Here is a 26,061-nt window from a genome sequence, read left to right on the forward strand (position 1 = left end):
ATTCAACTCCGCTCGCATTTCTGCCGGGTCGCCAGCGCGACGGCCAGATCGAAAATATCATTGACTTGCCGGCTGAGGACGTCTCGCCCGTAGCGGGCGCCAAGTCGCTGTCGCGCGGTGGTCAGCATGTCGTGCCTCGCTTGCTGATCCGCTAGCATCAGGCGCAGGGCTTTGAGCCACTGTTCGCTTGTGGCGGCAAGCGCTCCGGCGCCTTCGGCGCAGGCTTTGTGGTAGACGGGCAGGTCGGAAACGACGGCGGGGATGCCGCAGAAGGCGTACTCGATCCACTTCGTATCGGCCTTGCAGCGATTGAAGGGCGTGTCCTCAAGCGGGGCTATGGCCACCCACCAACCCAACTCGTTCAATCGCGTCAGGAAGGCCGAATAATTAGGCTCTCCGCGGAAGTGGGCGACGCGCTCGCCGAAGGGAGCCAGCCTCTCGGGGGGGGGGATAGTGCCGAAGGTCTCGAACCGGAGATCCGGCATGTCTTCGAGGAGTTGCTCGATCGCTGGCAGGACCAGATCAAGATCCGCGCCGTGACCTCCGGTTGCCATGTAGCCGATGATCGGGCCCGTGGACGGCAACGGTTCCATCAGAGTCGAGGGCTGGACAGAGCAATAGATGTCGCCGGCCGTAATCGGGACGGTCACGTCATGCTCGACCAGACGGTCGGCCAGGGCCGGCGTGGACGCGTAGACCAGATCGCTAGCGTTCAACGCGGCTCTCAGGGCGGCGACCCTTTCCGGCTGGTTGTAGTAGTTATACTTGGCGCGGCCGAGGCTTTCGGGGACGGCCAGAAGGTCGTCGTCCAGATGAAAGATGACGGCCGCGCCCAGAGCTCTCGCCGCGGCCGTTAGGCCCAAGGCGCCGGGCGACGTGTAGCGGGACAGCACCAGAATGTCGGGTCGGATGCGGTCGACCAGGGCCTGGGCTTCGGTGATTGAGCCCCAGGCGGGGTCGTGCGCCAGGATCTGGAGGTGAACGCGCCCGGCTGCAACATCGTCGGCCAGGGGTTGACTGAAGCTGATCGTCTGTGTTGCGCCGACGGCGTCACACAGGATCAGGATACGGCGGGAGGTCAGCATGTCGAGCCGCCGATCCGGGACGGCGCCGCCGGCGTATCGAAGCGATGAGAGGCGAGCATCAGCAACTCGACAAAACGTCGCCTGACATGATCGGCGCCGAGCGGCATCGCCAACTGCTTCGTGAACTGCCTTTGCCGCGCCAAGATCATGGCGGGGCGCAGCCGCACATCGCGATGGAACGCAAGCCAGTCGCGGGGGCGGCGGATGACCGTCAGCCCCTCGTAGTTGCCGATGTCCATGACGCCTTCGGGGTCGGCCCAGACGGCGGTGGGCAGGCCGGCCAGCACCATGTCCAACAGCACGCTGGAGGGAGCCGAAACGCCATAGGCGAACGCGCCGAGATCGACCTCATAGATCGGCCGCGCGTCCATTCTCGCGTTTGTCGGAGGGGCGATGCCGTTCCGCATGAGAAACTGTCCGCCCGGATGGGGGCGCAGACACACCGTCTCGTTACGCGCGGCGAGATGAGTGCAGAAATGCCCGAAGTCAGCCATGAAGCCTTGGCGCAAATCGCCGCTGGCGCTGAGGCGGACGGAGTGTAGATTTTCGCATACCATCCCTTCCGCGGACCTGGCGCGTCCGGTCGGTTGCTGCAACAGTAAGCCGGGTCCGGTCGTGAAGACCTTGTCCCGCTCGGACCATGCCATCGACGTCAGGCGGTCGGCGGGCGCCCAAGCGGCCAGGATGTCCGCCGCGAAGCGCACGTTCCTGCCGTGCGCAAGGTCGTGCTCCCGGTTCTGAAGGAAGCCAATGCACTCGTATCCGTGTTGCAGGGTGACGCGTGTATAGCCGCTGGGCGCGGCCCGGAAGACATCGTGCGTTTCGGTGTGCGCGGGCAGGTTTGATTCACTGGCTGTGACGATGGCGCCGTAACCGTCTTGCAGCAGGCGATAGGCGGCGAACGGGCTATCGTACTCGGCGATCGATGTCCCGCATTCGGCCGCAAGCTTTTGCAGCGCCGGCACCCAGATTTTCTGCTTGTCGCGCGGCGCGAACTTTTGGGAGCAGAGGAAAAGGACGTCGACATTCATTTCGCGCGCCAGAAGCGCCACGGGGCGAATGACGTTGACGTCTTGCAACAGGTTGAAGAGGAATACGATCCTTCGGCGGTTCACTGGGCCGGCGCCTCTTTGAACGGCGCGCTCTTCTCCGAAAGGAAAAAGACCACGCCCGGCGTCAGTTGCGCCAGGACTTCACGCAAGATGGAAATGCCTTCGGCGTAGCCGGACAGGAGCGGCGTTGCGGCGAGCGGATGCTCGGCGATGTAGGATTCCAACGGGTTCCCTGGCAGAATGTCGTTGAGCGGCACTTGAAAACCGCCACGCTCGAGACGTTCCCCAAACTGCACGCACTTCTCTTTCACTCCGGCGGCCAGACAGGCCTCGCCGGCGGGCGAGATGCGGATCTGAAGGCCATTCGGTTTTCTGATGAAGCGAAGGTCGTCGGTCTTGCGGCTTTCGCTGAAGGGCGCGGTGACCGAGAGATGGTTCATGGATTTCGCTAGGTCGGAGCAGACGTTTGGACTGACATAGCCGTGGATGATGCCGCCGCGGCCCTTGTTCCAAGGTTCCGATTCGTCACGGCTCAGAGGTGTGAGGTCCTTGAGGAATCTGGCTAGCAGAGCGGCCTCCTGCGCGGGGTTGCCCCACCGCCCGAGCGTCTTCGCCAAGACATGCATATGCGGCCTGCTGGCCTTGAGCCGCCCGTCGCGAATGTCGTCGGCCAAGCTGTCAGCCGAGGAGTAGATAAAGTCGCCCAGAGGTTCATACAGCGGATAGGCAGGTGACAGGACCTGGGCGCCCCCTGTCAGCGCCGTGACGGAGCGGTTCAGCGACTTGGCGATGCTGAAGGGCTGGGCACTCACCGGGATGAAGGCCGCGAGACTTTCCGTCAACGCCGCGCTCTCCGCCGCAAGGCTCCATTCATCGACGGTGAACGGAATGTCCAGTCGTCTCAGCAGGGCTAGCCCGCCGGGCGTGAGGGCGCGACGATTGGTCAGGACGCGGAGGCGAACCTCGTAACCTCGTCGCTGCAATATTCTGAAGGCCTGAGCGTGGGCGCTGAGGTCGGGCAGTCCAACGGTGAAGCTCGGGTGGTCTCCGACGCCAAACCAGGCGAAGGTGATCCGACGCTCGGCGCGCGCGACCTGCAACTTTGCGTCGACAAGTTCAGCGATCGCCTCTTCATCGAAATCGTCGAATGGATCGTTTAGAACGTGCCCTTGAACGCCGGGCATATATGTTTGGAACACCTCCCGCATTCTGGGCGTGGACGTCAGGAAGAAGTCGCAGTACGGCGCGATGGCCCGGAGCCACTCGCGGTGACGCACGTGGCGGCTGTCCTGATGTTGGCTGAAGTAGTCGTCGAACCCGTCGATGCCGACGTGGCGGCCCAGAAGCCGCAACTGACGGGCAAGCACGAGGCTTCGCGCATCTTCGCACTTGCTGAAGAGATAGAGGTCGTGATCCGGCGCCAGTTTCGCGGAGAACTGAGAAATCGGCACCAGGTCGAGCGAATAGCCAAGGGCCTGTAGCTGCGGAGCGATCCTCTGATAGCGGATGCGCGTGCCAGCCAGGGCCGTGTGACCTTCCGTGAGCAGGACGACGGCGATCCTCATCAGTCCAGGCGCCTGATCTGGGCGGTGCGGGCCAATATCTGTCCCCATTCTTCCATGGAGACCAAGTCGGCGCCCAGAACATCCGTGCGCTCTGGCGGGCGACGAACCGTATCGAGCGCACTGATCCCGGTCGTGTTGAGATGGGTCCAGCCGGCGCGGATCGCCTTCAGGCAGAAATCGAGGCCGTAGCCGTCGAACGGATAGGCGTCGTCATCAAGCCCGCCGATCTCGTCCCAGGCTTTTCGGGATACCAGCGCGAACTCAAGGCCGTTGGCGACGACCGGATAGGTCATGCAGGGGAAAGCCGCCGTCGTGACGGGCGTGGCGAAGGCTAGGCTGGGGCCGGCCAGCAAGTCGATGTGCGAGGGGAAAATCCCTGCGGAATGGAACGCCAGCGGTGCGCCGTCGCGGAAGCCGGACTGATGAATTCGCATGCATGACGCGGTGGCTGCACGGCGATAGGTTGCGAGGGTCCGGATGGTTTCCAGGGTTCTGAAATCATGCAGGACGACGTGCTGATCCAGCAGCAGCATCCACGGGGAACTCACCTCTTCGACTGCATAATTCAGCGCGGCGGACGGGGTCATGCCTCGCGGGCAATCGACGCGAAGGAGAGTGCCGGAAAAGGCATCGTCGAGATCGGCCGGAACCTCGATGTCGCTGTCGATGGCCAGCAGAACGTCTAGGCGCGAGGCGAGGGTTTGCCGGGCCAGGCTGCGTAGCAGAGGACGCAGACTGTTTGGGCTCGAGACCCGGATAACGGCCGTGATGCGCTCTCGCGACGGGAGCGACAGCGAGCCAATCTCCAGAACCGGCGTTGCGACGGACTCATCTACGGGAAACGCCAGGGCGGACGGCGACAGTGCCGAAGCCTGCATGAAGCGGATCGCCAGAAGTCGTGATCGGGTCTGTTGCTTTTGATCGGACGCGCCAGTCAGGCTCAGGCTAGGGTAGGGCTGGCCGCGGTTGACAGGTTGCAGCGAGGCGAAGCTTTCGCTCATAGGTGGAAGTCTGACGGACAGGTGCGGTTCCGCAGCCTCTTCGGCGCAGACGACATAGGACCCGGCGCCGTCCGTCATTCGTCGCGAAATCATGACGCAGAGGCTCGGCAGGGCGTCCGCCGAGAAGCGCAGCACGGCCTGGCCTCCCCGGAAGAGCCGCGGTTCGAGCGTCGCGGCCGCGGCGAGATAAGACTGCACGCTGGCGTCAAGCGCCTGGGCGTTCCGGGGCGTGACGGCGACGCCCGCCTCCGCTAGCCACGTGCGCGCGTTCTGGCCGAAGATTCGCTCGTTGCCAGTTGCGCCTCTAAGGTCGACCTGAATTTCGGAAAGGACCGGCGGCGGCGCGTCAGGCCAGCCAAGCAATTCCTGTGTCAGGACGCGGCTGTAGTCGCGGATACGGCTGCTGCCCTCGGATCCACGTCCCAGCAGTTGCAGTTCAGCGGCGTGCGCGCCGCCGCGATACAGCGAGGGAAAAGCCAGCACAAAGCCATCCAGAACCTCGCCCGCGCGGCTGCATACGACGCAAAGAACCGGCTGGAACGGGTTCTCCAACGCCAGTGCGACCAAGCCGCCCTGCGCGCTGACCCAGGCTTCGCCCACAGGCGCAAGCCTGTTGCCTTGGGCGACGAACTGGAACGCCCGGAGCACATGACCAGTCGCGGATTTCCCGCCTCGCAAGGCCTTGAGGCGTAGCGTCAGTAGATTGTCGCTCACGAACCAAGCGTCGTCGACCGGGGCGTGCAGTGCATTCAGATCGGGCGCCTCGCCGGCGACGAGCTTCACCCGTCTACGGCTGCCCTTGATCCCTGCCAGGTTGTCCGCAGCGCGTCCGCCGACGCGGCAGAAGATTTCCGCGGCATGACCCAGGCGTCCCGGCAGACCAGAGCCGGCCGCGTGTCGGGCGATGAGGCCCGCAGGCTGCTTGCCGAGTGTGAGGATGGCGGACGTCGCTTCGCCGACGAGCTGCGAAGCAGCGGTCCAAGTGACAGGATGAGCCGGGAGGGCGTTCGACGCTTCGGCAGCGAAGCTGAGCACTGCGGGGCCGGGATCATCGAGAGCGAACGCCCGTCGACCTTCACGCTCACCGTGGCGAATATAGTGAATGAGGGGATTGGCGCCGGCTTCGCGGATGTCTGGATAGGCCGTTAGGTAGCGATCGCCGTCAAATGACGGGCTGGGCGCCGAACCTTTGGCTGCACCGAACTGTAGATAATGAAGGGCGGCTTGGCGGCCGGCCTTACCCAGGCCGTTCGTCTCCGCGTACCAAGCCGCATCGAAATGGGCGCTCGCAAGCAGCAGGGTTGCATCCGACTTCTGCTCGGGCGTCAGGGCCTTGACGTCGGACAGGGTGCCAACGCGGCCCTGCCGGTTTTGAATATAGTGCAGAAGCGGGTGGGTGTCGGAAGCGGCGGCGTCGGGATAGGTGTTGACATACCAGCGCGCATCGAAGCGAGCGCTGGCCTTACGTCCTTCACGAGCGCCGTGTGTCATGTAGTGCGACAGGGGATCAACGCCCGCCTTAGCGACGTCGGGGTATTTCTGGAGATACCATTGGGCGTCAAAGAGCCCGCTTGCGCGGATAAGCTCTATGTCTCTGGGCGAGCGTGGCTCCGCCAGTGCCCTGCGAAACCGTGCGATTCGCTTCGACAGGCTGGAGCGGCGTTCATTCTTCAGCGCATTCACGAAATCAAGATCCAGAGTGCAGAAAACTGTTCAAGCATGGATGTGGCGGCGCCGGCTACGCAGAACAGATTCCGAGTCGTTGGTAAAGGTCGGCGACCCTAGTTTGATAGGACGCCATATCGAAGCGGCTGACGTGTTGTGCTCCCTTTTCGCTCAATTCGCTTCTCAGCGTCTCATCCGCGTCGAGCAACTGAATGCCAGCCTTGATGGAGTCCACATCATAAGCGTCGACGAACAGAGCGGCGTCGCCGGCGACCTCCGGTAGAGAGCCTAGGCGGGACGTGAGGACGGGGGTGCCTAGCAGCATGGCTTCCAAAACAGGCAGACCGAACCCCTCGTACAGAGAGGGAAACAGCACGCCCCGGGCACCTCGGATCAAGCTGATGAGCAGGTTGAAAGGCATGTAGTCGAACCGGCGTACGCGATCATCGCCGCGAGCCGAGAGGTTCGCCAACAGGTTGTTTTCGTCATCGTCCAGCCAGCCGCGCCCGCCGACGATGACGAGGGGCGCGGTCACGCCTGACGCCAGATAGGCTTCTATGATGCGGGCCAAATTTTTCTTGGGCTCAACAGCGCCGAAATAGAGGAAATAACCCTTCCATTCGAGGCCGAGCACCCCTTCGATTTCGGCCACGACGAGGTTCTCGTCGCGTCCGGCGAGGGCGGGCGGGATGCTGACGGCCTGATAGGTGTTGGTGATCCGGTGCTCGTCGATGTGCATCCACTCAACTAAATCGCGCTTGGTCTGTTCGGACACCACGACGATATGATCGGCGCGGTCGAGCGACCGTCGGAGCCGCGTTGCATAGGCGGTGCTGTCATCCACGGTCGTGTGCGGCAGGCGCAACGGGATCAGATCATGAACCGTGACGATATTAAGGACATCGCGGGCGTAGATTGGCAGGGGGCAAGTCCAGTGCATGACTGCCGGAGGCGCGGTCCCTTTCTCGAAGGAGACTGGGGTGAGGCTTCCGTACTTGTCGAACGCCCTGTTCGCCAAGGTGAAGAGGTTCGGACAAGACCAAAAAAGATCGACCGACGGCCGTCCCCCGCCTGCTGCCGGCCAGATGACCTGGTCGCTGGGTTCGACGGCGAAAGCGGTCCGACCAAAGCGCGACGTAAGCGTCCGCCGCCAACGCTCATTCTTGTTGATCCGATGCCTCGGCGGCGGTCCGTCAGCGATCGCTGCAAGATTGGCTAGGGGATCGTCCGAACGCTTGCTCGCCGGGCCGTACAGGGCTTGGGGCGAGAAGCCGACGCGCAGGGCGTGCGCCAGATTTCGGCCATACGTCGCGATGCCCGAGCCCTTGGGAAGGGCAAGGTTGAAACCGTCGATACACACGGAAGGCCGCGCGGCTTTAGCCGAAGTCTTCAGGAGATCTTCAAACGACACTTCGGAATTGCACTCATTTCGATTGAAACCGCAACGCAAAGGAGGGATGTGCGCAGTCGAAAAAATAGCCGCCTACGCTGCCGAGGGCGGCCATCCCCCAGCGCTCCTCAATGCGCTGAGGCCGAGCTTGCCGATCTTTTCACTAATCCAGTAAGAGCTCTCGATCAGCTTGTCGAGGTCGTAGCCGGTCGAGAAGCCGGCGCGTTCCAGCATGTAGACCAGGTCCTCGGTGGCGATGTTGCCGGTCGCGCCCGGCGCAAACGGGCAGCCGCCGATGCCGCCGACGGAGGCGTCGAGGATGTCGATCCCGGCCTCGACCCCGGCATAGGCGTTGGCCAGGCCGGTGTTGCGGGTGTCGTGGAAATGCAGGCGCAGGGTCGCCTCTGGCGCGGCCTTGCGGGCGGCCTCGACCTTTTTTGTGACGCTCCACGGGTCGCCGACGCCGATGGTGTCGGCCAGGGCGATCTCTTCGACGCCCAGGGCCGCGATGCGGGCGACCAGTTCGCTGACCTGTTCGACCGAGACCTCGCCGTCGAAGGGGCAGCCCCAGACGCAGGACAGGGTGGCGGTCAGCTTTGGCGTCGCGCCGGGCACGCTTTCAGCATTGGCGCGGCCCGCCATGATGTCGGACAGCATCTGCACCTGCTGGTCGACGTTCAGCCCCTGGTTCTTCAGGCCAAAGCCGTCGGTGGCGGACATGGCGACATTGACCTCGTCCACCGCGGTGCCCAGCGCGCGGTCATAGCCCTTGCCGTTCAGGACCAGGCCGATGCGGCTGTGACCCTCGGCGGGGGGCAGGGCGGCCATGACCTCTTCAGCCCCGGCCATCTGCGGCACATATTTGGGGTGGACGAAGCTGACGGCCTCGATCCGTTTGGCGCCCGCGGCTTCGAGACGCTGCACGAAGTCGGCGCGGACGGCGGGCGTCAGCACGGCCTTTTCGTTCTGCAGGCCGTCGCGCGGCCCGACCTCGACGATCTGGATGAAGCGTCCCATCAGCGCGCGCTCCGCTGGCCGGCCCCGGCGGGGGCGTAGACGGTCAGGCGCACGTCGTCGCCCGAGGAATAGTTGTGGCCGCTGACCACGCCGACAGCGCGTCCGGCGGCGCCCAGATCAGCCAGGGCGCGGCGGAACTCTTCGTCGTCGTGGGCTTCGACAATGGCGGGGCGGCCTTCGGCCAGGGCGCGGGCGGCGCCGGGACCGTCGGTCAGCTGGGTGTCGCGGCCCGTCAGGAAGACGAAGCTGGGCTCATGGAAGCCGGTGATGGCCACCGGCCCGGGATAGCGGCCCTGGGCGGGGCTCAGCTCGGCGGACTCCAGCGTCTTCACCAGGCGCGGGGCGATGGAGAGGGGACGCAGTTGGCGGATGGTCCCGGCCAGACCGGCGTGGGCGATGACGCCGCACAGGATGGCGGCCAGAACCCCGGTGATCGCCGCCCGGTTGACCAGCAGGAAGCCGCCGACCGCCGCGGCCATGACGGCGAAGACGATGGTCACGGTGGCCCAGGTCTGGGCTGTCGAGCGCCCGAACTCGGTCAGCCCATAGACAGTGATGGCGCAGATGATCACGGCGGCGAACAGGCCCAGCAGAGCGCCGGAAATGCGCGAGACCTTGCCGATCGGCTGGGTCAGGGCGGCGGCGGCCAGAAGCGCGATCGCGCCGAAGGTGGGCAGGGTGTAATGCCACAGCTTGGTCGGGGCGATCTCGAACATCAGCCAGGCCGGGACCAGCCAGCAGACGGCGAAGCGGATGGCCGGCTCGGCGCGGCGATGCCAGCCCGTCGACAGGGCGGCGGGCAGCATCAGGGTGACGGGGAAGAGCAGCAGGGGCGACAGCAGGGCGTACATGCCGATGAAGCCGCCATGGCTTTCGTGGGCGCCTGCCAGCTTGGGCGCCAGATCGCCGCCGATGGCCTCACGCCAGAAACCGCCGTCGGTGGCGATGGTGATGGCGATGGCCCAGGGCCCGACCAGCAGGGCCACCAGAGGCAGGCCCCAGCCCCAACCCAGACGCCCCAGCCACCTGATGTTCCGGTCCCAGACCGACAGGGCGATGATCGACAGGACCACGACCAGCAGCCCGATCGGTCCCTTGATCAGAATGGACAGTCCGATGCCCAGCCAGAACAGCAGCTTGTGCCACCGCACCGGTTTCTCGCCCGCTCGCGTGGCCATATAGATTCGCGCCAGCGCCGCCATCGACAGGGTGGTCAGGCCGCACAGCATGGCGTCGGTCTTGGCGATGCCCGCCTCGGACGACAAAAGGAAGGTCGCGCCCAGCATGGCACCCGCCAAAAAGCCCGCGCGGTGGCCGAACAGGGCGGCGCCGGCCCAGGCCACGGCCCAGGCGGCCAGCATGGCTCCGAACAGCGACGGCAGGCGATAGGGCTGGATGTTGCGGTCCTCGACGTCCGAGGTCAGGGCCACGGCGGCGGCCTGCATCCAGTAGATGCCGACCGGCTTCTTCCAGCGCGGTTCGTCCTGGAAGCGGATGTCGACATAGTCGCCGCTTTCCAGCATCTGCGCAGTGGCCTGGGCGAAGCGGCTTTCGTCGCGGTCCAGCGGCGGCAGCAGCATCAGGCTGGGCAGGCCGGCGATCAGGGTCAGCAGGGCCGCCAGAACGGGGCCGCGCCAGCCGGCGATGAGGTGATCCAGGTTCGGGCGGTTCATGGCGCTGTCGTACCACGCCGACGACGCCCCCCGGAAGCTTCAGCTTTGCATCCGTCGCGCGGCGCCCGTTTTCCTCGACCCCGCCGATGCGCTACAGAGCGACGGATGATCGACAGCCCTGCTTCCACGCCTGACATTTCCGTCCCCGATATTTCGGTGGTCGTGCCGGTGCACGATGAATCCGGCGCCGCCGTGCCTCTGGCGCGCGAGATCGCCGAGGCCTTCGCCGGTCGGTCCTACGAAATGATCTTCGTCAACGACGCCAGCCGGGACACCACCCTGGCCGAGCTGCAGGCGGCGATGGCGGACCTGCCGGCCTTGCGGGTCCTGTCGCATTCGACCAACGCGGGCCAGAGCCGCGCGGTGCGCACCGGCGTCCTGGCGGCGCGCGCGCCCATCGTGGTCACCCTGGACGGCGACGGCCAGAACCCGCCCGCCGACGCGCCGCGCCTGGCCGACGCCCTGATCGCCGCCCCCGCCAACGTCGCCCTGGTCGGCGGCGTTCGCGCCAAGCGCCAGGACACGAACGCCAAGCGTCAGGCTTCCCTGTGGGCCAACCGCATCCGCAAGAAGCTGCTGTCCGACGACGCCGACGACACCGGCTGCGGGCTCAAGGCGTTCCGCCGCGACGTCTTCCTGCGCCTGCCCTACTTCGATCACATCCACCGCTATCTGCCGGCCCTGATGATCCGCGAGGGGTACGAGAACCGCTACCTCGACGTCGATCACCGCCATCGCGAGACGGGTCAATCGAAATACACCAACTGGGGCCGGTTGCGGGCGTCCTTCTCGGACCTGCTGGGCGTGATGTGGCTGAAGTCGCGCTCGCGCCGCCCGGGCGCCATCAGCGAGTTCTGATCGGACCATTCTGGTCTTTGGGGCCATATGGTCGTGCGACGGAAACAGGGTTAAGCAGGGCGATCTGGAGGGGACGCCCATGCTGATCGCCATACCGCTGCTGATCGTGCCGGTCGTGATCTACAATCTGGTGATCCTGCTCGGCGGAGCGGGCGCTGATCCGCTGCTCGGGCCGACGTCGGTGCTGGGCGAGGTGCTGTTCCGCGTGCCCATGACCTCGGGCGCGACGTGGAGCATCAGCATCGGCGACCTGATCCTGTTCCTGTCGCTGATACTGCTGTTTGTCGAACTGCTGAAATCGACCTCCAGCCAGCGGGTCGCCATCGTCAATCACGCCCTGTCGATGGCGCTGTTCGTAATCTGCCTGGTTGAGTTCCTGCTGCTGCCGGGGTTTGCAGGCTCGGTCTTCTTCCTGATCCTGACCATGGTGCTGCTGGATGTGCTGGCGGGCTTCATCGTCACTATCATCGCCTCGCGGCGCGACTTCGACCTGAACCCACGCTAGCGCAGGATTAGCTGAAGGCGACGAAGACCAGGGCGACCACGGTCACGTCGAACAGGCGGGCGGCGAGGTTGAGGACGGCCAAGGGGCAAACTCCGGTCGAAGACGTCGGAGCCGTCGCAAACGCCGTGCCATCGGCCGGAGGGGCCTAGATTTCGGTCTGCGCCGCCTTGCCCACGCGGGGACGCCGGTCGCGCTTGCCCGAGTATTCCGCGCCCAGATAGGTCGAGCGAGCGGCGTCCAGCACCGGCGGGCCGCCCTTCAGACCGCGCTTCTGTCCCTTCTGGCCCAACACCTGAGCGGCGAACAGCGCAGGGGGCGCGAGGGGCGACACGGCAGGCTTTGCCGGGGAGGCGGCATGATCGACCCGCTCTTCCGCCGGAACGACCGCGCGCGAGGCCTCTTCGGCTTTGGCCGCGCGACGGTCACGGCCGCGTCGGTCGCCCTCGCGGCGTTCTTGCACCGTGGGTCCCTCCAGAGGGCCGACCGGGCGCACGCTGTCGGTCATTTGCCGGCGCCGGCCAGACGGTCGATCTGGGCGCGCATTTCGTCCATCTGGCGGCGCATCTCGTCCAGGGCCGGATCGGCCTTGGCCGTCGGAGCAGGCTCGGGCGTCTTCTCCGGCTCGACCTCGGGACGGCCATAGGCGGCCATGCCGGGGAACATCTTCATGGCGCGCTCGAACATGGCCATGTTCTGGCGCACGGCCTCTTCCATCAGGCCGCCGCCGGGCGTGCCGGCGAAGGCGCGGCTGAACTGGCTGCGCAGCTGCTCCTGCTGGCGGGTGAAGCTGTCCAGCGACATCTCCAGATAGGAGGGCAGGACCGACTGCATCGAGTTGCCGTAGAAGCCGATCAGCTGGCGCAGGAACTGCACCGGCAGCAGGGCCTCGCCGCGGCTCTCTTCCTCGAAGATGATCTGTGTCAGGATCTGACGCGTCAGCTCATCATTGGTCTTGGCGTCATAGACAACGAATTCGACCCCCTCGCGCACCATCTGCGCCAGGTCTTCCAGCGTCACATAGGCGCTGGTGGCGGTGTTATAGAGCCGCCGGTTCGCATACTTCTTGATGACGACGACGCCGTCACGGGTTTTTCCGCCCTCGGATTTCTTGTCGTTCACGCTTGTTCTCGCGTTGTTGCAACGCCGCACTATCACGCGTTGCGGACGCGAAGACCAGAGGGCGCCGCAAGGTCAGGCCGCGCCGGGCGCCAGGACGACCCCGATCAGGATGGCGGCCCAGTGAACGCCCGCCCCCGCGACGACGAAGCCGTGCCAGATGGCGCGACGGAATTTCACCTTCTGGCTGATGAAGACGAAGACGCCCGAGGTGTAGATCAGCCCGCCCGCGACCAGCAGGCCCAGGGCCAGGGGGTGCACTGTCTCGATCATCGGCTTCAGCGCGAAGATCGCCACCCAGCCGAACAGGACATAGACCGCGCTCCAGAAGATGTCCGAGATGCGCGGCGCGAACATCTTCACCGCCACCCCCGACAGGGCGATGGCCCAGACGGCGATTGTGAAGCCGATCGACCAGGCGCCTTCGAACCTCTGGGTGGTGAAGGGGGTGTAGCTGCCGGCGATCATCAGGAAGATGGCCGCCTCGTCGAGGCGCCGCAGCACGGGCCGGGCGGCGCAGGGGTGGGTCTGGTTGTAGATGGTCGAGGCCGTCAGCATGGCCAGCAGGCAGACGGCGTAGATCGCGGTGGCCACCACGCCGCTGACGCCGCTGTAGATCCCTGCCAGAACCGCCAGGACGACGCCGCCGACCGCCGCCAGCCCCAGACCCACGATATGGACCCACAGGTCGGCCAGTCGCTCGGCGCGCGACTGATAGTGCTCGATCATGTCGAGGTCATCGGGCGTCCAGACCCGGGCCGCAAAGGATTTAAGCCACACCAGCATCACCCCCCTGAAAAGCATCCGTCGGGCGTATCGTTCCCGTCAGAATACGCTCTCATGATGACGAAGTGCTGAACTTCGCACTTGCGAGAGGTGACGCGGAGTGTGCAATGCGGCACAACCTCGATCAGAATTTCTCCCCGGAGTGAATATTATGACTGACGTAGTGATCGTTTCCGCCGCCCGCACCCCGGTGGGCTCCTTCCTAGGCGCCTTGTCGACCCTGCCGGCCTCCAAGCTGGGCGAGGTCGCGATCAAGGCCGCGCTGGAACGCGCGGGCGTGGCCGCCGCTGACGTCGACGAGGTCATCCTGGGTCAGGTGCTGCAGGCGGGCGCAGGGCAGGGCCCGGCGCGTCAGGCCTCGATCGGCGCCGGCCTGCCCAATGAAACCCCGGCCTGGAGCCTGAACCAATTGTGCGGCTCTGGCCTGCGCGCCGTGGCCTTGGCCTATCAGCAGATCGTCCAGGGTGACGCGAAGATCGTCGTCGCCGGCGGTCAGGAAAGCATGAGCCAGTCGCCCCACACGGCCCAACTGCGCAACGGCCAGAAGATGGGCGAGTTGGGCTTCAAGGACAGCATGCTGCAGGACGGCCTGATCGACGCCTTCCACGGCTATCACATGGGCCAGACGGCCGAGAACATCGCGAACAAGTGGTCGATCGACCGCGCCGCCCAGGACGCCTTCGCCGTCGCCTCGCAGAACAAGGCCGAGGCCGCCCAGAAGGCCGGCAAGTTCGTCGACGAGATCGCCCCTGTGACCATCGCCACTCGCAAGGGCGATGTGGTCGTGGATCAGGACGAATACATCCGCCACGGCGCCACCCTCGAGGCGATGGAGAAGCTGAAGCCCGCCTTCGTCAAGGACGGCTCGGTGACCGCCGCCAACGCCTCGGGCATCAACGACGGCGCCGCCGCCCTGGTGTTGATGTCGGCTGATGAAGCCAGGGCGCGCGGTCTGGAGCCGCTGGCCCGCATCGCTTCGTGGGCCACGGCGGGCGTCGATCCGTCGATCATGGGCACCGGCCCGATCCCGGCTTCGAAGAAGGCGCTGGAGAAGGCCGGCTGGACCGTCGCTGATCTGGACCTGATCGAGTCCAACGAAGCCTTCGCCGCCCAGTCGCTCTGCGTGGTCAAGGAGCTGGGTCTGGATACGACCAAGGTCAACGTCAACGGCGGCGCCATCGCCATCGGCCACCCGGTCGGCGCCTCGGGCGCCCGCGTCCTGACCACCCTGCTGCACGAGATGAAGCGTTCGGGCGCCAAGAAAGGTCTGGCCACCCTCTGCATCGGCGGCGGCATGGGTGTGGCCATGTGCGTCGAGCGCTAGGCGCTAGTCTCACAGGCTGAAAAGCAAAAGGCCGGCGGATCGCTCCGCCGGCCTTTCTCATGTCTGGAACCGCGGGGTCAGAAACCGCGCCGCCAGCTGCCGAGCAGGGCGTAGCCGGTAGGCGCGCCCGCGCGGTGCTGCTCGTCGCGGCTGGCCACGGCTTCCAGTTGCAACATGGATCCGCCGGGTAGGGGGTGCAGGCTGCGCACCGAGAAGTCGATCTGGCGCCCCGAGGGGCTGGCCGAGAATCGGCGCTCCGAGAAGGTGACGGCGTCGAAATACTCCAGCGGCACGTCGGCAAGGAAGGCGCTGAAGGTGCCGCTCTCGATCCTCAGCGGCTGGGAGACCTCCCAGGTCAGACGGCTGCACCCGAGCGCCCAGGACGGGCAGTCCGACTGCAGGGCCATGCGCCAGGTGGAACTGATCGCGGCGCTGGACAGGTTCAGGAACCGGCCCTCGATCTCGGTGCGGCCGAAGCCCGCCTCGCCGCTCAGCACCAGGCCATGACCCAGCGACAGGTCGCCGCCGAAGGCCGCGAAGCGGGTGCGCGACGGCAGGGCGAAGTCCGAACGCGTCGGCATATAGGCGCCCAGCGGCCCCATCTTCTCGTCCAGCGCCCCCATGCTGAACGACAGGCCGCCATGCTCGCCGCGCCAGTCCAGAGCCGCGCGGGCATAGGAGGAGACGTCCTGCTCGACCGAGCGTAGCGGGGCGCGGCGGTCGCCGGCGCCGGTTTCGGCGCTGAGGGTCAGGGGGCCGAAGCCCAGACCGTCGAACACCATGGCCCCGCGCACGGCATGGTCGGCCTGGGCCAGGGCGGCGAAGCTGTCGCCAGAGCCGGTGCGGAAGGGCGAGCGCGAACCGCCCTTGCCCTGCCAGGCGGAGAAGGACATGCGCCCGGCGCTGATGTCGAACAGAGCCTCCTGCTTGACCTCGTCGCCCAGCCAGGGAGCGTCGAAGGGGGTGTAGCGGTTCAGGATCGGCTCGGGCGTCTCGACCGGGACAGCGGCGACCAGCGACAACTTCGCCCCGCCGGGACCGTCCATCGTCACCTGCGACTGGCGCATCGGCGTGGGGTTTTCCGGCTGGTAGCTGCGGCGCGGGGCGATGCGGTAGGCTGCGCCCATGTCGATGCGGAACAGGCGCTGGTATTCGTCATATCCGATGGTCCCCAGGGCGCCGGTGCGGCCCATGGCGTCGCCGAACGGCCCGCCGACATAGGCGCCCGGTTCGATGGCGACATTCACCGCCGCACCCGTCGCTTGCGGCGAGGAGGTCGTCCCGACTGGCTGGAAGGCCTTGGCGATGTCCAGCAGGCCGCGGCCATAGACGGCGTCGACGCCCAGATCGCCAGCCTCGCGTCCGGTGCGCAGCAGGATGTCGACAGCCTGGCGACCTGTCAGATTGGGGAAGGCTTCCAGCAGCAGGGCCAGGGCTCCCGCCACGGCGGGCGAGGCGAAGGAGGTGCCGTTGACGCGCCAGCAACTGGTGTCCTCGCAGTCGACGAGGACGCTCACGCCCGGCGCCGATAGGAACCAGGACTGCGACACGCCTGCGCGGTTGGAGAAGTCGGCGATTACATCGTTCGCGTCGTGGGCGCCTGTGACGATGATGCCGCCGATGAAGCGCGGGTCGCTGGCGTAGCGGCCCGGCCATTCGGGATTGGCTCCGGCTTCGTTGCCCGAGGCGATGGCGAAGACGACGCCGGCGTTGATTGCGCGCTGCAGAGCCGCTTCGAAGGCGGAGCCAAGGGCGCCTTCGCCGCCGAGCGACAGGTTGATGACCTTGGCGCCGTTGGCGACGGCGTAGTCCAGGGCATTGGCCAGGTCAGCGCCGCGGAAACAGACTGTGCTGTCCGGCTTGGTGCAGTCGCTGACGTCGGCGCGGATCGACAGGATGGTCGAATTGAAGGCGACGCCGACGGTGCCGAAATTGTTGAACGGGGCGGCGATGACGCTGGAGACTCGCGTGCCGTGAGAATCGCTGCCCTGGACCTGGTTTCGTCCGGCGATGATGTCCGTGGAGCGCGGCGAGATGTTCACCGCCAGATCCTGGTGGTCCAGCTTGATGCCGCTGTCGACCACCCCGACCGTGATGCCGCGCCCGGTGGCGCCGGTCTGCCAGGCGGCGATGGCGCCGGTATTCGCCACCCCGTAGTTGCGCAGATATTCCGACGAGGTCGCCGACGGAATGGCCGGCGGCGGCGGTGGGGGAGGAGGCGGAGGAGGAGGCGGCGGCGGTGGCGGCGGTGGTGGTGGTGGCGTCACGACACCACCGCCCGTTCCACCGCCGCCTCCACCCCCACCGCCGCAGGCTGCCAGAGGCAGGGCCAGAAGGCTGACGACGCCGATTGAAAACGCTACGCTGCGCAGACGCGTGAAACCCACGGTCGCCTCCCCCAAAATCAGGGCGCCATTAGGCCATAGTTCGCGTCCTTGGCGAGCCCGTTTCCGAACTTGACCGGAAGGTTATTGCGTTGAGAGTATCGAAAAATCAGTCGCGCAGCAGTTCGTTCACGCCGGTCTTGGCCCGGGTCTGGGCGTCGACGCGCTTGACGATGACGGCGCAGTACAGCGACGGGCCGCCGTTCGGGTCGGGCAGGGCGCCTGGCACCACGACGGAATAGGCCGGAACCTCGCCGCGGAAGATCTCGCCAGTGGCGCGGTCGACGATCTTGGTTGAAGCCGACAGGTAGACGCCCATGGCCAGGACGGCGCCTTCGCGGACGATGACGCCCTCGGCCACCTCGGCGCGGGCGCCGATGAAGCAGCCGTCCTCGATGATGGTCGGGTTGGTCTGCAGGGGCTCCAGCACGCCGCCGATTCCGGCGCCGCCCGACAGGTGGACGTTCTTGCCGATCTGGGCGCAGGAGCCGACCGTGGCCCAGGCGTCGACCATCGAGCCTTCGTCGACGAAGGCGCCGATGTTCACGAAGGAGGGCATCAGCACGACGTTTTTCGCGATGTGCGCGCCGCGGCGGACGACGGCGCCCGGCACCGAGCGGAAGCCGGCGGCCTGATAGTCGGCGGCGCTCCAGTCGCCGAACTTGTTGGGCACCTTGTCCCAGAAGGGGCCGACGGCGGCGGGGTGGTCCGCCGACAGCGGCAGGGTCGGGGCGTGACCAGCGCGCATGATGACGTTGTCGTTCAGGCGGAAGGACAGCAGCACCGCCTTCTTCAGCCACTGGTGCGTGGTCCAGACACCGTCCTCGCCCCGCGTGGCGACGCGGGCCTGGCCGGCGTCCAGCAGGGCCAGGGCGGTGTCGACGGCGTCACGGACCTCGCCGCGCGTCGCGGCCGAGACCTCGGCGCGGGCCTCCCAGGCGGCTTCGATGACGGATTCCAGGTGGGTCAGGTCGGTCATTGCGGATCTCCGTCCAGCATGGCGGTGGTCAGGAAGGGGCCGACGGTCGCGGCCCGGTGTTGGATATGGTCGCCCTCGGCCGTGAAGGCCTTGGGGCCGACCAGAACCGTGGTCATGCCGATGGCGTGCGCCGGCTCCAGGTTCTTGGGCGTGTCCTCGAAGAAGCAGGCGGTGGTCGGGTCGACACCGAACCGCGTCAGCATCTTGTCGAAGGTGCGCGGGTCCGGCTTGGGGATCAGGTCGGCGTCCTCCAGGGCGAAGACCCCGTCGAAGAAGCGCGTCAGCTCCAGCTTCTCCATCACCCGCCGGGCGTGGCCGATCGAGCCGTTGGTGAAGATCAGGCGCGGACCCTGCAGTCGTTCCAGCGCCGCATGCAGGCCGGGATCGGGCGTCAGCACGTCCAGCGGCACGTCGTGGACCTCGGCCAGGAAGTCGTGCGGGTCGATCTCGTAGTGCATCATCAACCCGGCCAGGGAGGTGCCGTAGTCGTGCAGGTAGCCGCGCTGCACCGCCAGAGCCTCGGCCGATTCCAGGCCCGAGGTGCGCACCACGTACTGGTTGATGCGTTGCTCGACCTGTTTCAGGAACAGGCTTTCCGGCGGGTAGAGGGTGTTGTCGAGGTCGAACACCCAGGACCGGACGTGGCGCAGGTCTGCGCCGATCTCGGTGCTCGCCGCCAGCGGCGAGGTGCTCACCTCTGACGTCACTGGGCCTTCACCAGGGTGCCGGCCCCGAACTCGGTGAACAGTTCGACCAGCATGGCGTGGGGACGGCGCCCGTCCAGAATGACCACGGCCTCGACGCCCGCGCGGACGGCGGCCATGGCCGTCTCCAGCTTGGGGATCATGCCGCCGTTGGCGACGCCGGTGTCGATCAGGCCCTGGGCTTCTTCCAGGTTCATCTGGCGGATGATCTCGCCGTCCGCGCCCTTGACGCCCGGCACGTCGGTCAGCAGCAGCATCCGCTTGGCGCCGAGAGATCCGGCCACAGCGCCCGCCACCGTGTCGGCGTTGACGTTATAGGTCATGCCGTCCTCGGCCACGCCGATGGGGGCGATGACGGGCACCCAGTCTTCCGTCTCCGAAGCGATCAGGCCCTTGATCAGCTTGGGGTCGACCTTGGTCGGCTCGCCGACGAAACCGAGGTCGACCTCGTGTTCGATCATGCTGTCGGGATCGCGCTTGGTGCGCTTGGTTTTCTCGACCGTCAGCAGGCCGGCGTCCTTGCCCGACAGGCCGACGCCGCGCACGTCGGCTTCCTTGCCGGCGACGGTGATCCAGTGGGCGATCTCCTTGTTGACGGCGCCGGACAGGACCATCTCGGCCACCTGCATGGTGTCCTTGTCCGTCACGCGCAGGCCGTCGACGAAGGCCGATTTCACGCCGGCCTTGTCCAGCATGGCGCTGATCTGCGGCCCGCCGCCGTGGACCACCACGGGGTTCACGCCCATCAGCTTCAGCAGCACCACATCGGCGGCGAACTGTTTGGCCACGGCGCTTTCGCCCATGGCGTGGCCGCCGTATTTGATGACCACGGTCTCGCGATCATAGACCTGGATATAGGGCAGGGCCTCGGCGAGCGTCTTCGCCGTTTCCCAGCTGCGTTCCTCGGATTGCCGTTCAGTCTCTTGCATGATGGGCGCTCGATAGCGGCGAAGGGAAGCGGAGTCACGATTTCCCTCCAAGCCGGGGCATGAATCTCGCTCTTGATGTAGCCAAAACATCGCTTTCAATCGCGGTGAAGTCGGCTATCCAAGCGGCATGACTCTCTATCCGGTGATCATGTGCGGCGGCGCTGGCACGCGTCTTTGGCCGGTCTCGCGACCTTCCCGCCCGAAGCAATTCATGTCGATGGGGGGCGATCATTCGCTTTTCCAGGAAGCTGTGCTGAGAGCTGTCCCCTTGGCGGACGGCGGCGGTCGCGTGATTGTGGTCGGCGGCGTCGACCACAAGGCGTGGATCCTTGATCAGCTGGAACAGATCGAGGCCGACGCCCAGGTGCTTTTGGAGCCTGAGGCGCGCGAATCTGCCGCAGCCATGGCGGCAGCGGCCATCTGGACGCACGATCGTGATCCGAACGGGGTCAATGTCTTTATCGCTTCGGATCATCATATCCCCGATCATCAAGGGTTCAGGGCCGCGGTGCTCAGCGCTGTTGAGGGTGCACGGCAGGCTCGCATCGTCACACTGGGGATTAAGCCGAACGAGCCGTCCTCGGCATATGGCTATATCGCGCCGACTGGACAGGGACTGTCTCCGATCGCCGCCTTTGTAGAGAAACCGGAGCAGGAACAAGCGCTACAATATATCCGCGACGGCTATCTCTGGAACAGCGGCAACTTCATCGTCGCGTCCAATGTGTTGCTGTCTGAGCTGAGGGCCCATGCGCCTGAGATCGAAGGGGCGGTCAGGCATGCGGTCGAGACTTTGGGGCGTGGGACGGTTGGCGTTCTGGGCGACGCCTTTCGGCAGGCGCCCAAGGTCTCGATTGACTATGCCTTGATGGAGAAGACGTCGCTGGCATCGGTTCTTGAGGTCAACTTCAATTGGTCGGACCTCGGCGCTTGGGATGCCATTGCTGCAAGCGGGCAAGGCGAAGCGGGCGAACTCATTCTGGAGGATGTTGACGGCTGCCTGACACGAGCTGCCGATGGTATGCTGATTGCGGCGGTTGGCGTGCAGAATCTGGCGATTATCGCCGAGCCTGATGCAGTGCTTGTCTGTGATCTGAGCCGCTCTCAAGACGTGAAGAAGGTCGTCGAGCGCATTCGGGTGTCGTCGCCGCAGCATGCGGATTTCGCGCGCCGCACTGAGGAGCCGCTAGATGTTGGCTCCCGGCGCCTTCAGAACTGGTTGCGGCGCATGGCCTTGCCAACGTGGGCGACCTTAGGGCAGCGCGAAGACGGCGCCTTCGTGGAGGCGCTGGGGCTGAACGGCCGGCGATTGCCCGCTCCTCGGCGCGCACGGGTGCAGGCTCGCCAGATCTTTGTGTTTGCTCAGGCTGGCCTCATGGGGTGGCAGGGGCCATGGGTGCGCGCGGTTCGCTCGGGCATGGCGAGTCTGGAAACAGATTTCCTTCGCGAAGATGGTCTGATGCGCACCTTGCTGGACGCACAAGATCGTCCCTTAGACGAGGCGGCGATGGTCTATGATCAGGCCTTCTATCTTCTGGCGCTGGCGACGGCGGCGAAGTCCGGCGCGATTGATGGGCAGATGGCGGCCGCGCGCGGTGTAGCGGTTCGCGACGCCCTGGAAACCAGAGCCGTGCAAAATGGGGCGTTCAGGGAGGCTGGGGCGTTTCCGTTCCAATCCAACGCCCATATGCATCTCCTTGAAGCGGCTCTGGCTTGGGACGAGGTCAGCGACGATCCTGCCTGGGGGGCGCTGGCTGATCGTCTGGCGATATTGGCGCGGACAATCTTCATCGACCCGACCACTGGCCGGCTGGGTGAACTTCTCGATGGTATGTGGAGGCTGGAGAGTGGGGAACGTATCGAGCCCGGCCACCAGTTTGAGTGGGCCTGGCTGTTGGCCCGTCATGCTCGTCTTCGAGGAGAAAAGGCGGGGATGGACGTCGCACGACGTCTGTATGTTTCCGGGCGTGATGGGGTCAGTCAGCGCTACGACGTGGCGATCGACGCGCTGAACGGTGATGGTTCCGTGCGGATAAGCCAGGCTCGGCTATGGCCGCAGACGGAATGGTTGAAGGCGTCGCTGTTCATGGCGCGGGAAGCCGGCGAGGCGGATCGCGTCGCCTATATGGGGGATGCCGCCGCCGCCTTGAGAGCGCTTTGGATGTATCTCACCCCGGATGGGCTTTGGCGCGATAAGAAGCTTCAGAACGGAAGTTTTGTTGAGGAGGAGGCTCCCGCCAGTTCCTTGTATCACATTGTGTCAGGGTTCGTGCAGTTGGCTGAATTCTCACATTTACTTGACACAGATACGGACGGGGTTGGTCCATTAGGTTAACAGAATTTGTCTATTGATAAGGCTTGTGTAGCGCTCCGGCCACGGTCGAGATGCAACCTTTGGTAAAGGCAACGTTTGCGGCTCGACCGCCCACGGCAACGCTGATAAGGACCGGGTAGGCGACGTGTCCGTCGTCTTCGAACAACAGATCTCGGAGGGCCGCAAATATGCGCGTCAAGAGTTTGATCCTGGCATCCAGCGCGGCGGCGGCTCTGGCCCTGTCGGCGGGCGCCGCTTCGGCTGAGCCTGATGGCTGGTACGGCGCCATCGACGCCGGCTACCACATCATCGACGACATCAACACGGAAGCCTCGACCAACGGCGCCAACTGGAACTGGGAAGTGAACGACGGCTGGGCCGCGTTTGCTCGCCTCGGTTATCGCTTCAACCCCAACTGGCGCGTCGAGCTCGAAGGCGGCTATCGCTCGGGCGACATCGGCACCGTGCGCGCCGTCTCGGGTACGCAGGGCCTGTGCAACCTGACGCCGGCCACCGGCCCTTGCCATTCCCCGGAAGGCGACATCGAGTCGACCGCCGTGATGGCCAACGTCATCTATGACTTCGGCTATTCGGCCTGGGGCATCCGTCCCTTCGTCGGTCTGGGCGTCGGCGTGAACCACGTCAACGTCGACACCGCCGGTCGTCTGCGCGCCACCCCGGCGGTCAGCTTCGTCGCTGACGACAGCTCGACCAAGTTCGCCGCTCAGGCGATCGCCGGTCTGGCCTGGTCCGTTTCGGACCGCGCCAACATCGACCTGACCTACCGCTACCTGACGGGCGACGCCTCGTTCAACACGATCTCCTCGGGTGCGGGCGCCATCCAGTTCGGCGAACTGTCGGGCGACTATGACCAGTCGCACACCGTGACCCTGGGTCTGCGTTACGCCTTCGGCGCCGAGCCGGTGGCTCCCCCGCCGCCGCCGCCCCCCCCGCCCCCGCCGCCGCCGCCGCCGCCGCCGCCTCCGCCGCCTCCGCCGCCTCCGGCCAAGCCGGCTGCGCGTCAGTTCGTGGTCTACTTCGACTGGGATCGCTCGGACCTGACGGCTGAAGCCCGTTCGGTGGTGACGCAGGCCGCCAACTACGCCAAGTCGGGCGCTCCGACCCGCGTTCTGGTCGTCGGCTACACCGACACCTCGGGTTCGCCGGCCTACAACCTGGGTCTGTCCAACCGTCGTTCGCGCACCGTCGCTGACGCTCTGGTCGCTCAAGGCGTCAACGGCGGCGTGATCGCCCTCGACGGCAAGGGTGAAACCAACCTGGCCAAGCCGACGGCTGACGGCGTGCGTGAGCCGCTGAACCGTCGCGCCACCATCGACATCAACTTCTAAGTCTCAGAGGGACCGGTTCCGACTGGTCCCGATGACCTTGAAGGTCGATTAGATTGAGGGCGGTCGATCCATTCGGGTCGACCGCCCTTTTTCTTTGCCCAGGGCTTGGGCGGTCGACTGGAAATGGTCATGCTTGAACGCTATTTCGGCCTGACTGCATCAAGAGGATGAGCGCATGCGCGTCGCAATGATCGGCACCGGCTACGTCGGCCTTGTCTCAGGGGCCTGTTTCGCCGACTTCGGCCATGTCGTGACCTGCGTCGACAAGGACGCGGGCAAGATCGATCAGTTGAACGCCGGTCAGATGCCGATCTATGAGCCGGGGCTCGAGGATCTGGTCGCCGCCAACGTGCGCGACGGGCGGCTGTCCTTCGCCCTGGACGGCGCGGAGGCCATCCGCAAGGCCGACGCGGTGTTCATCGCCGTGGGCACGCCCTCGCGGCGTGGCGACGGCCACGCCGACCTGTCCTACGTCTATGCCGCCGCCGAAGAGATCGCCGATCTGATCGAAGGCTTCACCGTCATCGTCACCAAGTCGACGGTTCCGGTCGGCACTGGCGACGAGATCGAACGCATTATCCGCGCCCGCCGCCCCGACGCCGATTTCGCCGTGGTCTCAAACCCTGAGTTTCTGCGCGAGGGCGCCGCCATCGGCGACTTCAAGCGCCCGGACCGCGTCGTGGTCGGGCTTGAGGACGAGCGCGCCCGCCCGGTCATGGCCGAACTGTATCGCCCGCTGAACCTCAACGAGACGCCGATCCTGTTCACCGGCCGTCGCACGTCGGAGCTGACCAAGTACGCGGCCAACGCCTTCCTTGCGCTGAAGATCACCTTCATCAACGAGATGGCCGACCTGTGCGAAAGCCTGGGCGCCGACGTGCAGCAGGTGGCGCGCGGCATAGGGCTGGATAACCGCATCGGGTCGAAGTTCCTGCACGCGGGACCAGGCTACGGCGGCTCCTGCTTCCCCAAGGACACCCTGGCCCTGGTGCGTACGGCGACCGACGCGGGTTCGCCGCTGCGCCTGATCGAGACCACGGTCGAGGTCAATGATGCGCGCAAGAAGGCCATGGCCGATCGCGTTGCGGCGGCGCTAGGCGGCGCGGATCTGAAGGGCAAGACGGTCGCCCTGTTGGGCCTGACCTTCAAGCCGAACACCGACGACATGCGCGACGCCCCGTCGCTGGATGTGGCCCCGGCCCTGATCGCCAAGGGTGCGACGGTTCAGGCCTTCGACCCCGAGGGCATGCATGAAGCCGCCAAGCTGCTGGACGGGGTGATCTTCCGCGACGGGCCCTATGACGCGGTCGAGGGCGCTGACGTGGTGGTCATCCTGACCGAGTGGGACCAGTTCCGCGCCCTGGACCTGGACCGGATCAAGCTGTTGCTGAAACAGCCGGTCATGGTCGATCTGCGCAACGTCTACCGCCCTGAGGACATGAAGGCGCGCGGCTTCCGCTACTCATCCATCGGGCGGCCCTAGAGCGCCCGCTAAGCGCGACCGCAACAAAGAAGGGCGGCGCATCGCGCCGCCCTTTGCCGTTTCAGCCGAAGCCGCCGGATCAGCCCGTGAAGGGGCGGATCAGGATTTCGACGCGGCGGTTCTTGGCCTTGCCGTCGACCGTGCTGTTGTCGCCGATCGGGTTGCGCGCGCTGTTGCCGGCGACATAGAGGCGCTCGCGGATCACGCCGTTGTCGATCAGGTAGGCGGCTACCGACGAGGCGCGGCGCTCGGACAGCGGCTGGTTGATGGCGTCGCCGCCCGAGGAATCGGTGTGGCCGATGACGTCGACCATCGAGCGATCATATTCGTTCAGCACACGCGCCACGTCGGCCAGGACGGGCAGGAAGCGGCTGTCCACGGCCGACTGGCTGGTGGCGAAGGTCACGTCGGACGGCATACGCAGCACCAGGACGTCGCCCTGGCGCGCCACGCCGACGCCGGTGCCCGACAGTTCGGCTTCCAGGGCGCGCTGCTGACGGTCCATGTACTGGCCGACGCCCGCGCCTGCGAGCGCGCCGACGCCAGCGCCGATCAGGGCGTTCTTGCGGCCCTGTTCGCCGCTGGAGGTGTTGGTCAGATAGCCCAGAACGGCCCCGCCCAGAGCGCCGGCGATGGCGCCGGTCGCGGTGTTGTTACGGTTCGGGGTCGAGCTGTAGGGATCGGTCGTGGTGCAGGCGGCAGCGCCCAGCAGGGCGGCGAGGCTGACGCTGACGACGATGAGCTTGGCGCGCATGAATTATCCTTTGGAGGAGCGGACAGACCGCTAAAATCGGGCCTCAAAGTGAAGGCTCCTACCTGTATGTCACGTGAACAATGGCCGGAGCCAGCCGGGCTGTTGACCGATCCGTCGTGGATAACCAT

21 protein-coding genes are annotated in these 26,061 nt (G+C 65.9%); 6 read left to right on the forward strand and 15 right to left on the reverse strand.

The features are described 5' to 3' along the window. Window positions 1-2: 2 nt before the first annotated feature. The 7 genes from ACIQTU_RS02715 to ACIQTU_RS02745 form a co-directional block, all read right to left on the reverse strand. Window positions 3-1,085 carry a hypothetical protein gene (locus ACIQTU_RS02715; protein ID WP_400541954.1) on the reverse strand — a complete coding sequence of 361 codons (1,083 nt, stop codon included), beginning with the start codon at window positions 1,083-1,085 and terminating at the stop codon, window positions 3-5. Continuing rightward, entirely contained in the window at window positions 1,079-2,200 is a 1,122-nt protein-coding gene (locus ACIQTU_RS02720) for a hypothetical protein (protein ID WP_400541957.1), read from the reverse strand. The genes ACIQTU_RS02715 and ACIQTU_RS02720 overlap by 7 nt, the downstream gene beginning before the upstream one ends. After that, window positions 2,197-3,702 (reverse strand): hypothetical protein, encoded by a 1,506-nt coding sequence (locus ACIQTU_RS02725; RefSeq protein ID WP_400541959.1) that lies wholly within the window; start codon window positions 3,700-3,702, stop codon window positions 2,197-2,199. The genes ACIQTU_RS02720 and ACIQTU_RS02725 overlap by 4 nt, the downstream gene beginning before the upstream one ends. Further along, a complete protein-coding gene (locus ACIQTU_RS02730; RefSeq protein WP_400541962.1) occupies window positions 3,702-6,386 on the reverse strand; it encodes a hypothetical protein in 2,685 nt (894 codons plus the stop codon). Before ACIQTU_RS02730 ends, ACIQTU_RS02725 begins: the two co-directional genes overlap by 1 nt. Before the next feature lie 55 nt (window positions 6,387-6,441). Further along, the gene (locus ACIQTU_RS02735; protein ID WP_400541965.1) at window positions 6,442-7,779 is read right to left on the reverse strand and encodes a glycosyltransferase family 4 protein; all 1,338 of its coding nucleotides are present in this window, start codon (window positions 7,777-7,779) and stop codon (window positions 6,442-6,444) included. A gap of 72 nt (window positions 7,780-7,851) precedes the next feature. Next, window positions 7,852-8,775 (reverse strand): hydroxymethylglutaryl-CoA lyase, encoded by a 924-nt coding sequence (locus tag ACIQTU_RS02740; protein WP_400541968.1) that lies wholly within the window; start codon window positions 8,773-8,775, stop codon window positions 7,852-7,854. Beyond that, complete coding sequence (locus ACIQTU_RS02745; RefSeq protein ID WP_400541971.1) at window positions 8,775-10,448, reverse strand: ArnT family glycosyltransferase; 1,674 nt, start codon at window positions 10,446-10,448, stop codon at window positions 8,775-8,777. Before ACIQTU_RS02745 ends, ACIQTU_RS02740 begins: the two co-directional genes overlap by 1 nt. A gap of 105 nt (window positions 10,449-10,553) precedes the next feature. Between ACIQTU_RS02745 and ACIQTU_RS02750 the strand changes: the two genes are divergently transcribed. Both ACIQTU_RS02750 and ACIQTU_RS02755 read left to right on the forward strand, forming a co-directional pair. After that, window positions 10,554-11,306: a glycosyltransferase family 2 protein gene (locus tag ACIQTU_RS02750; RefSeq protein ID WP_400541974.1), complete on the forward strand. Its 753-nt coding sequence runs from the start codon at window positions 10,554-10,556 to the stop codon at window positions 11,304-11,306. Window positions 11,307-11,385: 79 nt separating this feature from the next. Further along, window positions 11,386-11,811, forward strand: coding sequence for a hypothetical protein (locus ACIQTU_RS02755; protein WP_400541977.1), 426 nt, complete (start codon window positions 11,386-11,388; stop codon window positions 11,809-11,811). 145 nt (window positions 11,812-11,956) lie between these two features. Here ACIQTU_RS02755 and ACIQTU_RS02760 read toward each other — a convergent pair whose 3' ends face one another. The 3 genes from ACIQTU_RS02760 to ACIQTU_RS02770 form a co-directional block, all read right to left on the reverse strand. After that, window positions 11,957-12,316 carry a hypothetical protein gene (locus ACIQTU_RS02760; RefSeq protein WP_400541980.1) on the reverse strand — a complete coding sequence of 120 codons (360 nt, stop codon included), beginning with the start codon at window positions 12,314-12,316 and terminating at the stop codon, window positions 11,957-11,959. Beyond that, window positions 12,313-12,930 carry a polyhydroxyalkanoate synthesis repressor PhaR gene (gene phaR, locus ACIQTU_RS02765; RefSeq protein ID WP_400541983.1) on the reverse strand — a complete coding sequence of 206 codons (618 nt, stop codon included), beginning with the start codon at window positions 12,928-12,930 and terminating at the stop codon, window positions 12,313-12,315. Before phaR ends, ACIQTU_RS02760 begins: the two co-directional genes overlap by 4 nt. A 72-nt stretch (window positions 12,931-13,002) precedes the next feature. Then, on the reverse strand, window positions 13,003-13,713 hold the full coding sequence (locus tag ACIQTU_RS02770; RefSeq protein WP_400541986.1) for a hemolysin III family protein: 711 nt from the start codon (window positions 13,711-13,713) through the stop codon (window positions 13,003-13,005). 151 nt (window positions 13,714-13,864) lie between these two features. Between ACIQTU_RS02770 and ACIQTU_RS02775 the strand changes: the two genes are divergently transcribed. Next, on the forward strand, window positions 13,865-15,037 hold the full coding sequence (locus ACIQTU_RS02775) for an acetyl-CoA C-acetyltransferase (protein WP_400541989.1): 1,173 nt from the start codon (window positions 13,865-13,867) through the stop codon (window positions 15,035-15,037). 77 nt (window positions 15,038-15,114) lie between these two features. Here ACIQTU_RS02775 and ACIQTU_RS02780 read toward each other — a convergent pair whose 3' ends face one another. From ACIQTU_RS02780 to argB, 4 genes are all read right to left on the reverse strand, one after another. Then, window positions 15,115-17,187, reverse strand: coding sequence for a S8 family peptidase (locus ACIQTU_RS02780; protein ID WP_400541992.1), 2,073 nt, complete (start codon window positions 17,185-17,187; stop codon window positions 15,115-15,117). A 343-nt stretch (window positions 17,188-17,530) separates the two neighbouring features. Continuing rightward, window positions 17,531-18,400 (reverse strand): 2,3,4,5-tetrahydropyridine-2,6-dicarboxylate N-succinyltransferase, encoded by an 870-nt coding sequence (gene dapD, locus ACIQTU_RS02785; RefSeq protein WP_400541995.1) that lies wholly within the window; start codon window positions 18,398-18,400, stop codon window positions 17,531-17,533. After that, window positions 18,397-19,095: a pyrimidine 5'-nucleotidase gene (locus ACIQTU_RS02790; protein WP_400541998.1), complete on the reverse strand. Its 699-nt coding sequence runs from the start codon at window positions 19,093-19,095 to the stop codon at window positions 18,397-18,399. Before ACIQTU_RS02790 ends, dapD begins: the two co-directional genes overlap by 4 nt. A gap of 8 nt (window positions 19,096-19,103) precedes the next feature. Next, window positions 19,104-20,033 carry an acetylglutamate kinase gene (argB, locus tag ACIQTU_RS02795; RefSeq protein ID WP_354087261.1) on the reverse strand — a complete coding sequence of 310 codons (930 nt, stop codon included), beginning with the start codon at window positions 20,031-20,033 and terminating at the stop codon, window positions 19,104-19,106. A 148-nt stretch (window positions 20,034-20,181) separates the two neighbouring features. Between argB and ACIQTU_RS02800 the strand changes: the two genes are divergently transcribed. The 3 genes from ACIQTU_RS02800 to ACIQTU_RS02810 all read left to right on the forward strand — a co-directional run bounded on the left by ACIQTU_RS02800 (window position 20,182) and on the right by ACIQTU_RS02810 (window position 25,179). Further along, entirely contained in the window at window positions 20,182-22,368 is a 2,187-nt protein-coding gene (locus tag ACIQTU_RS02800; protein WP_400543742.1) for an AGE family epimerase/isomerase, read from the forward strand. A gap of 167 nt (window positions 22,369-22,535) precedes the next feature. After that, window positions 22,536-23,696, forward strand: a complete 1,161-nt coding sequence (locus ACIQTU_RS02805) for an outer membrane beta-barrel protein (RefSeq protein ID WP_400542001.1) — start codon at window positions 22,536-22,538, stop codon at window positions 23,694-23,696. Between the two features lie 175 nt (window positions 23,697-23,871). Beyond that, window positions 23,872-25,179 (forward strand): UDP-glucose dehydrogenase family protein, encoded by a 1,308-nt coding sequence (locus ACIQTU_RS02810; RefSeq protein WP_400542003.1) that lies wholly within the window; start codon window positions 23,872-23,874, stop codon window positions 25,177-25,179. A 79-nt stretch (window positions 25,180-25,258) separates the two neighbouring features. Here ACIQTU_RS02810 and ACIQTU_RS02815 read toward each other — a convergent pair whose 3' ends face one another. After that, window positions 25,259-25,933 carry an OmpA family protein gene (locus tag ACIQTU_RS02815; RefSeq protein ID WP_400542006.1) on the reverse strand — a complete coding sequence of 225 codons (675 nt, stop codon included), beginning with the start codon at window positions 25,931-25,933 and terminating at the stop codon, window positions 25,259-25,261. Window positions 25,934-26,061 lie beyond the last annotated feature (128 nt).

Source organism: Brevundimonas sp. NPDC090276 (assembly GCF_044772165.1).
Lineage (GTDB): Bacteria > Pseudomonadota > Alphaproteobacteria > Caulobacterales > Caulobacteraceae > Brevundimonas.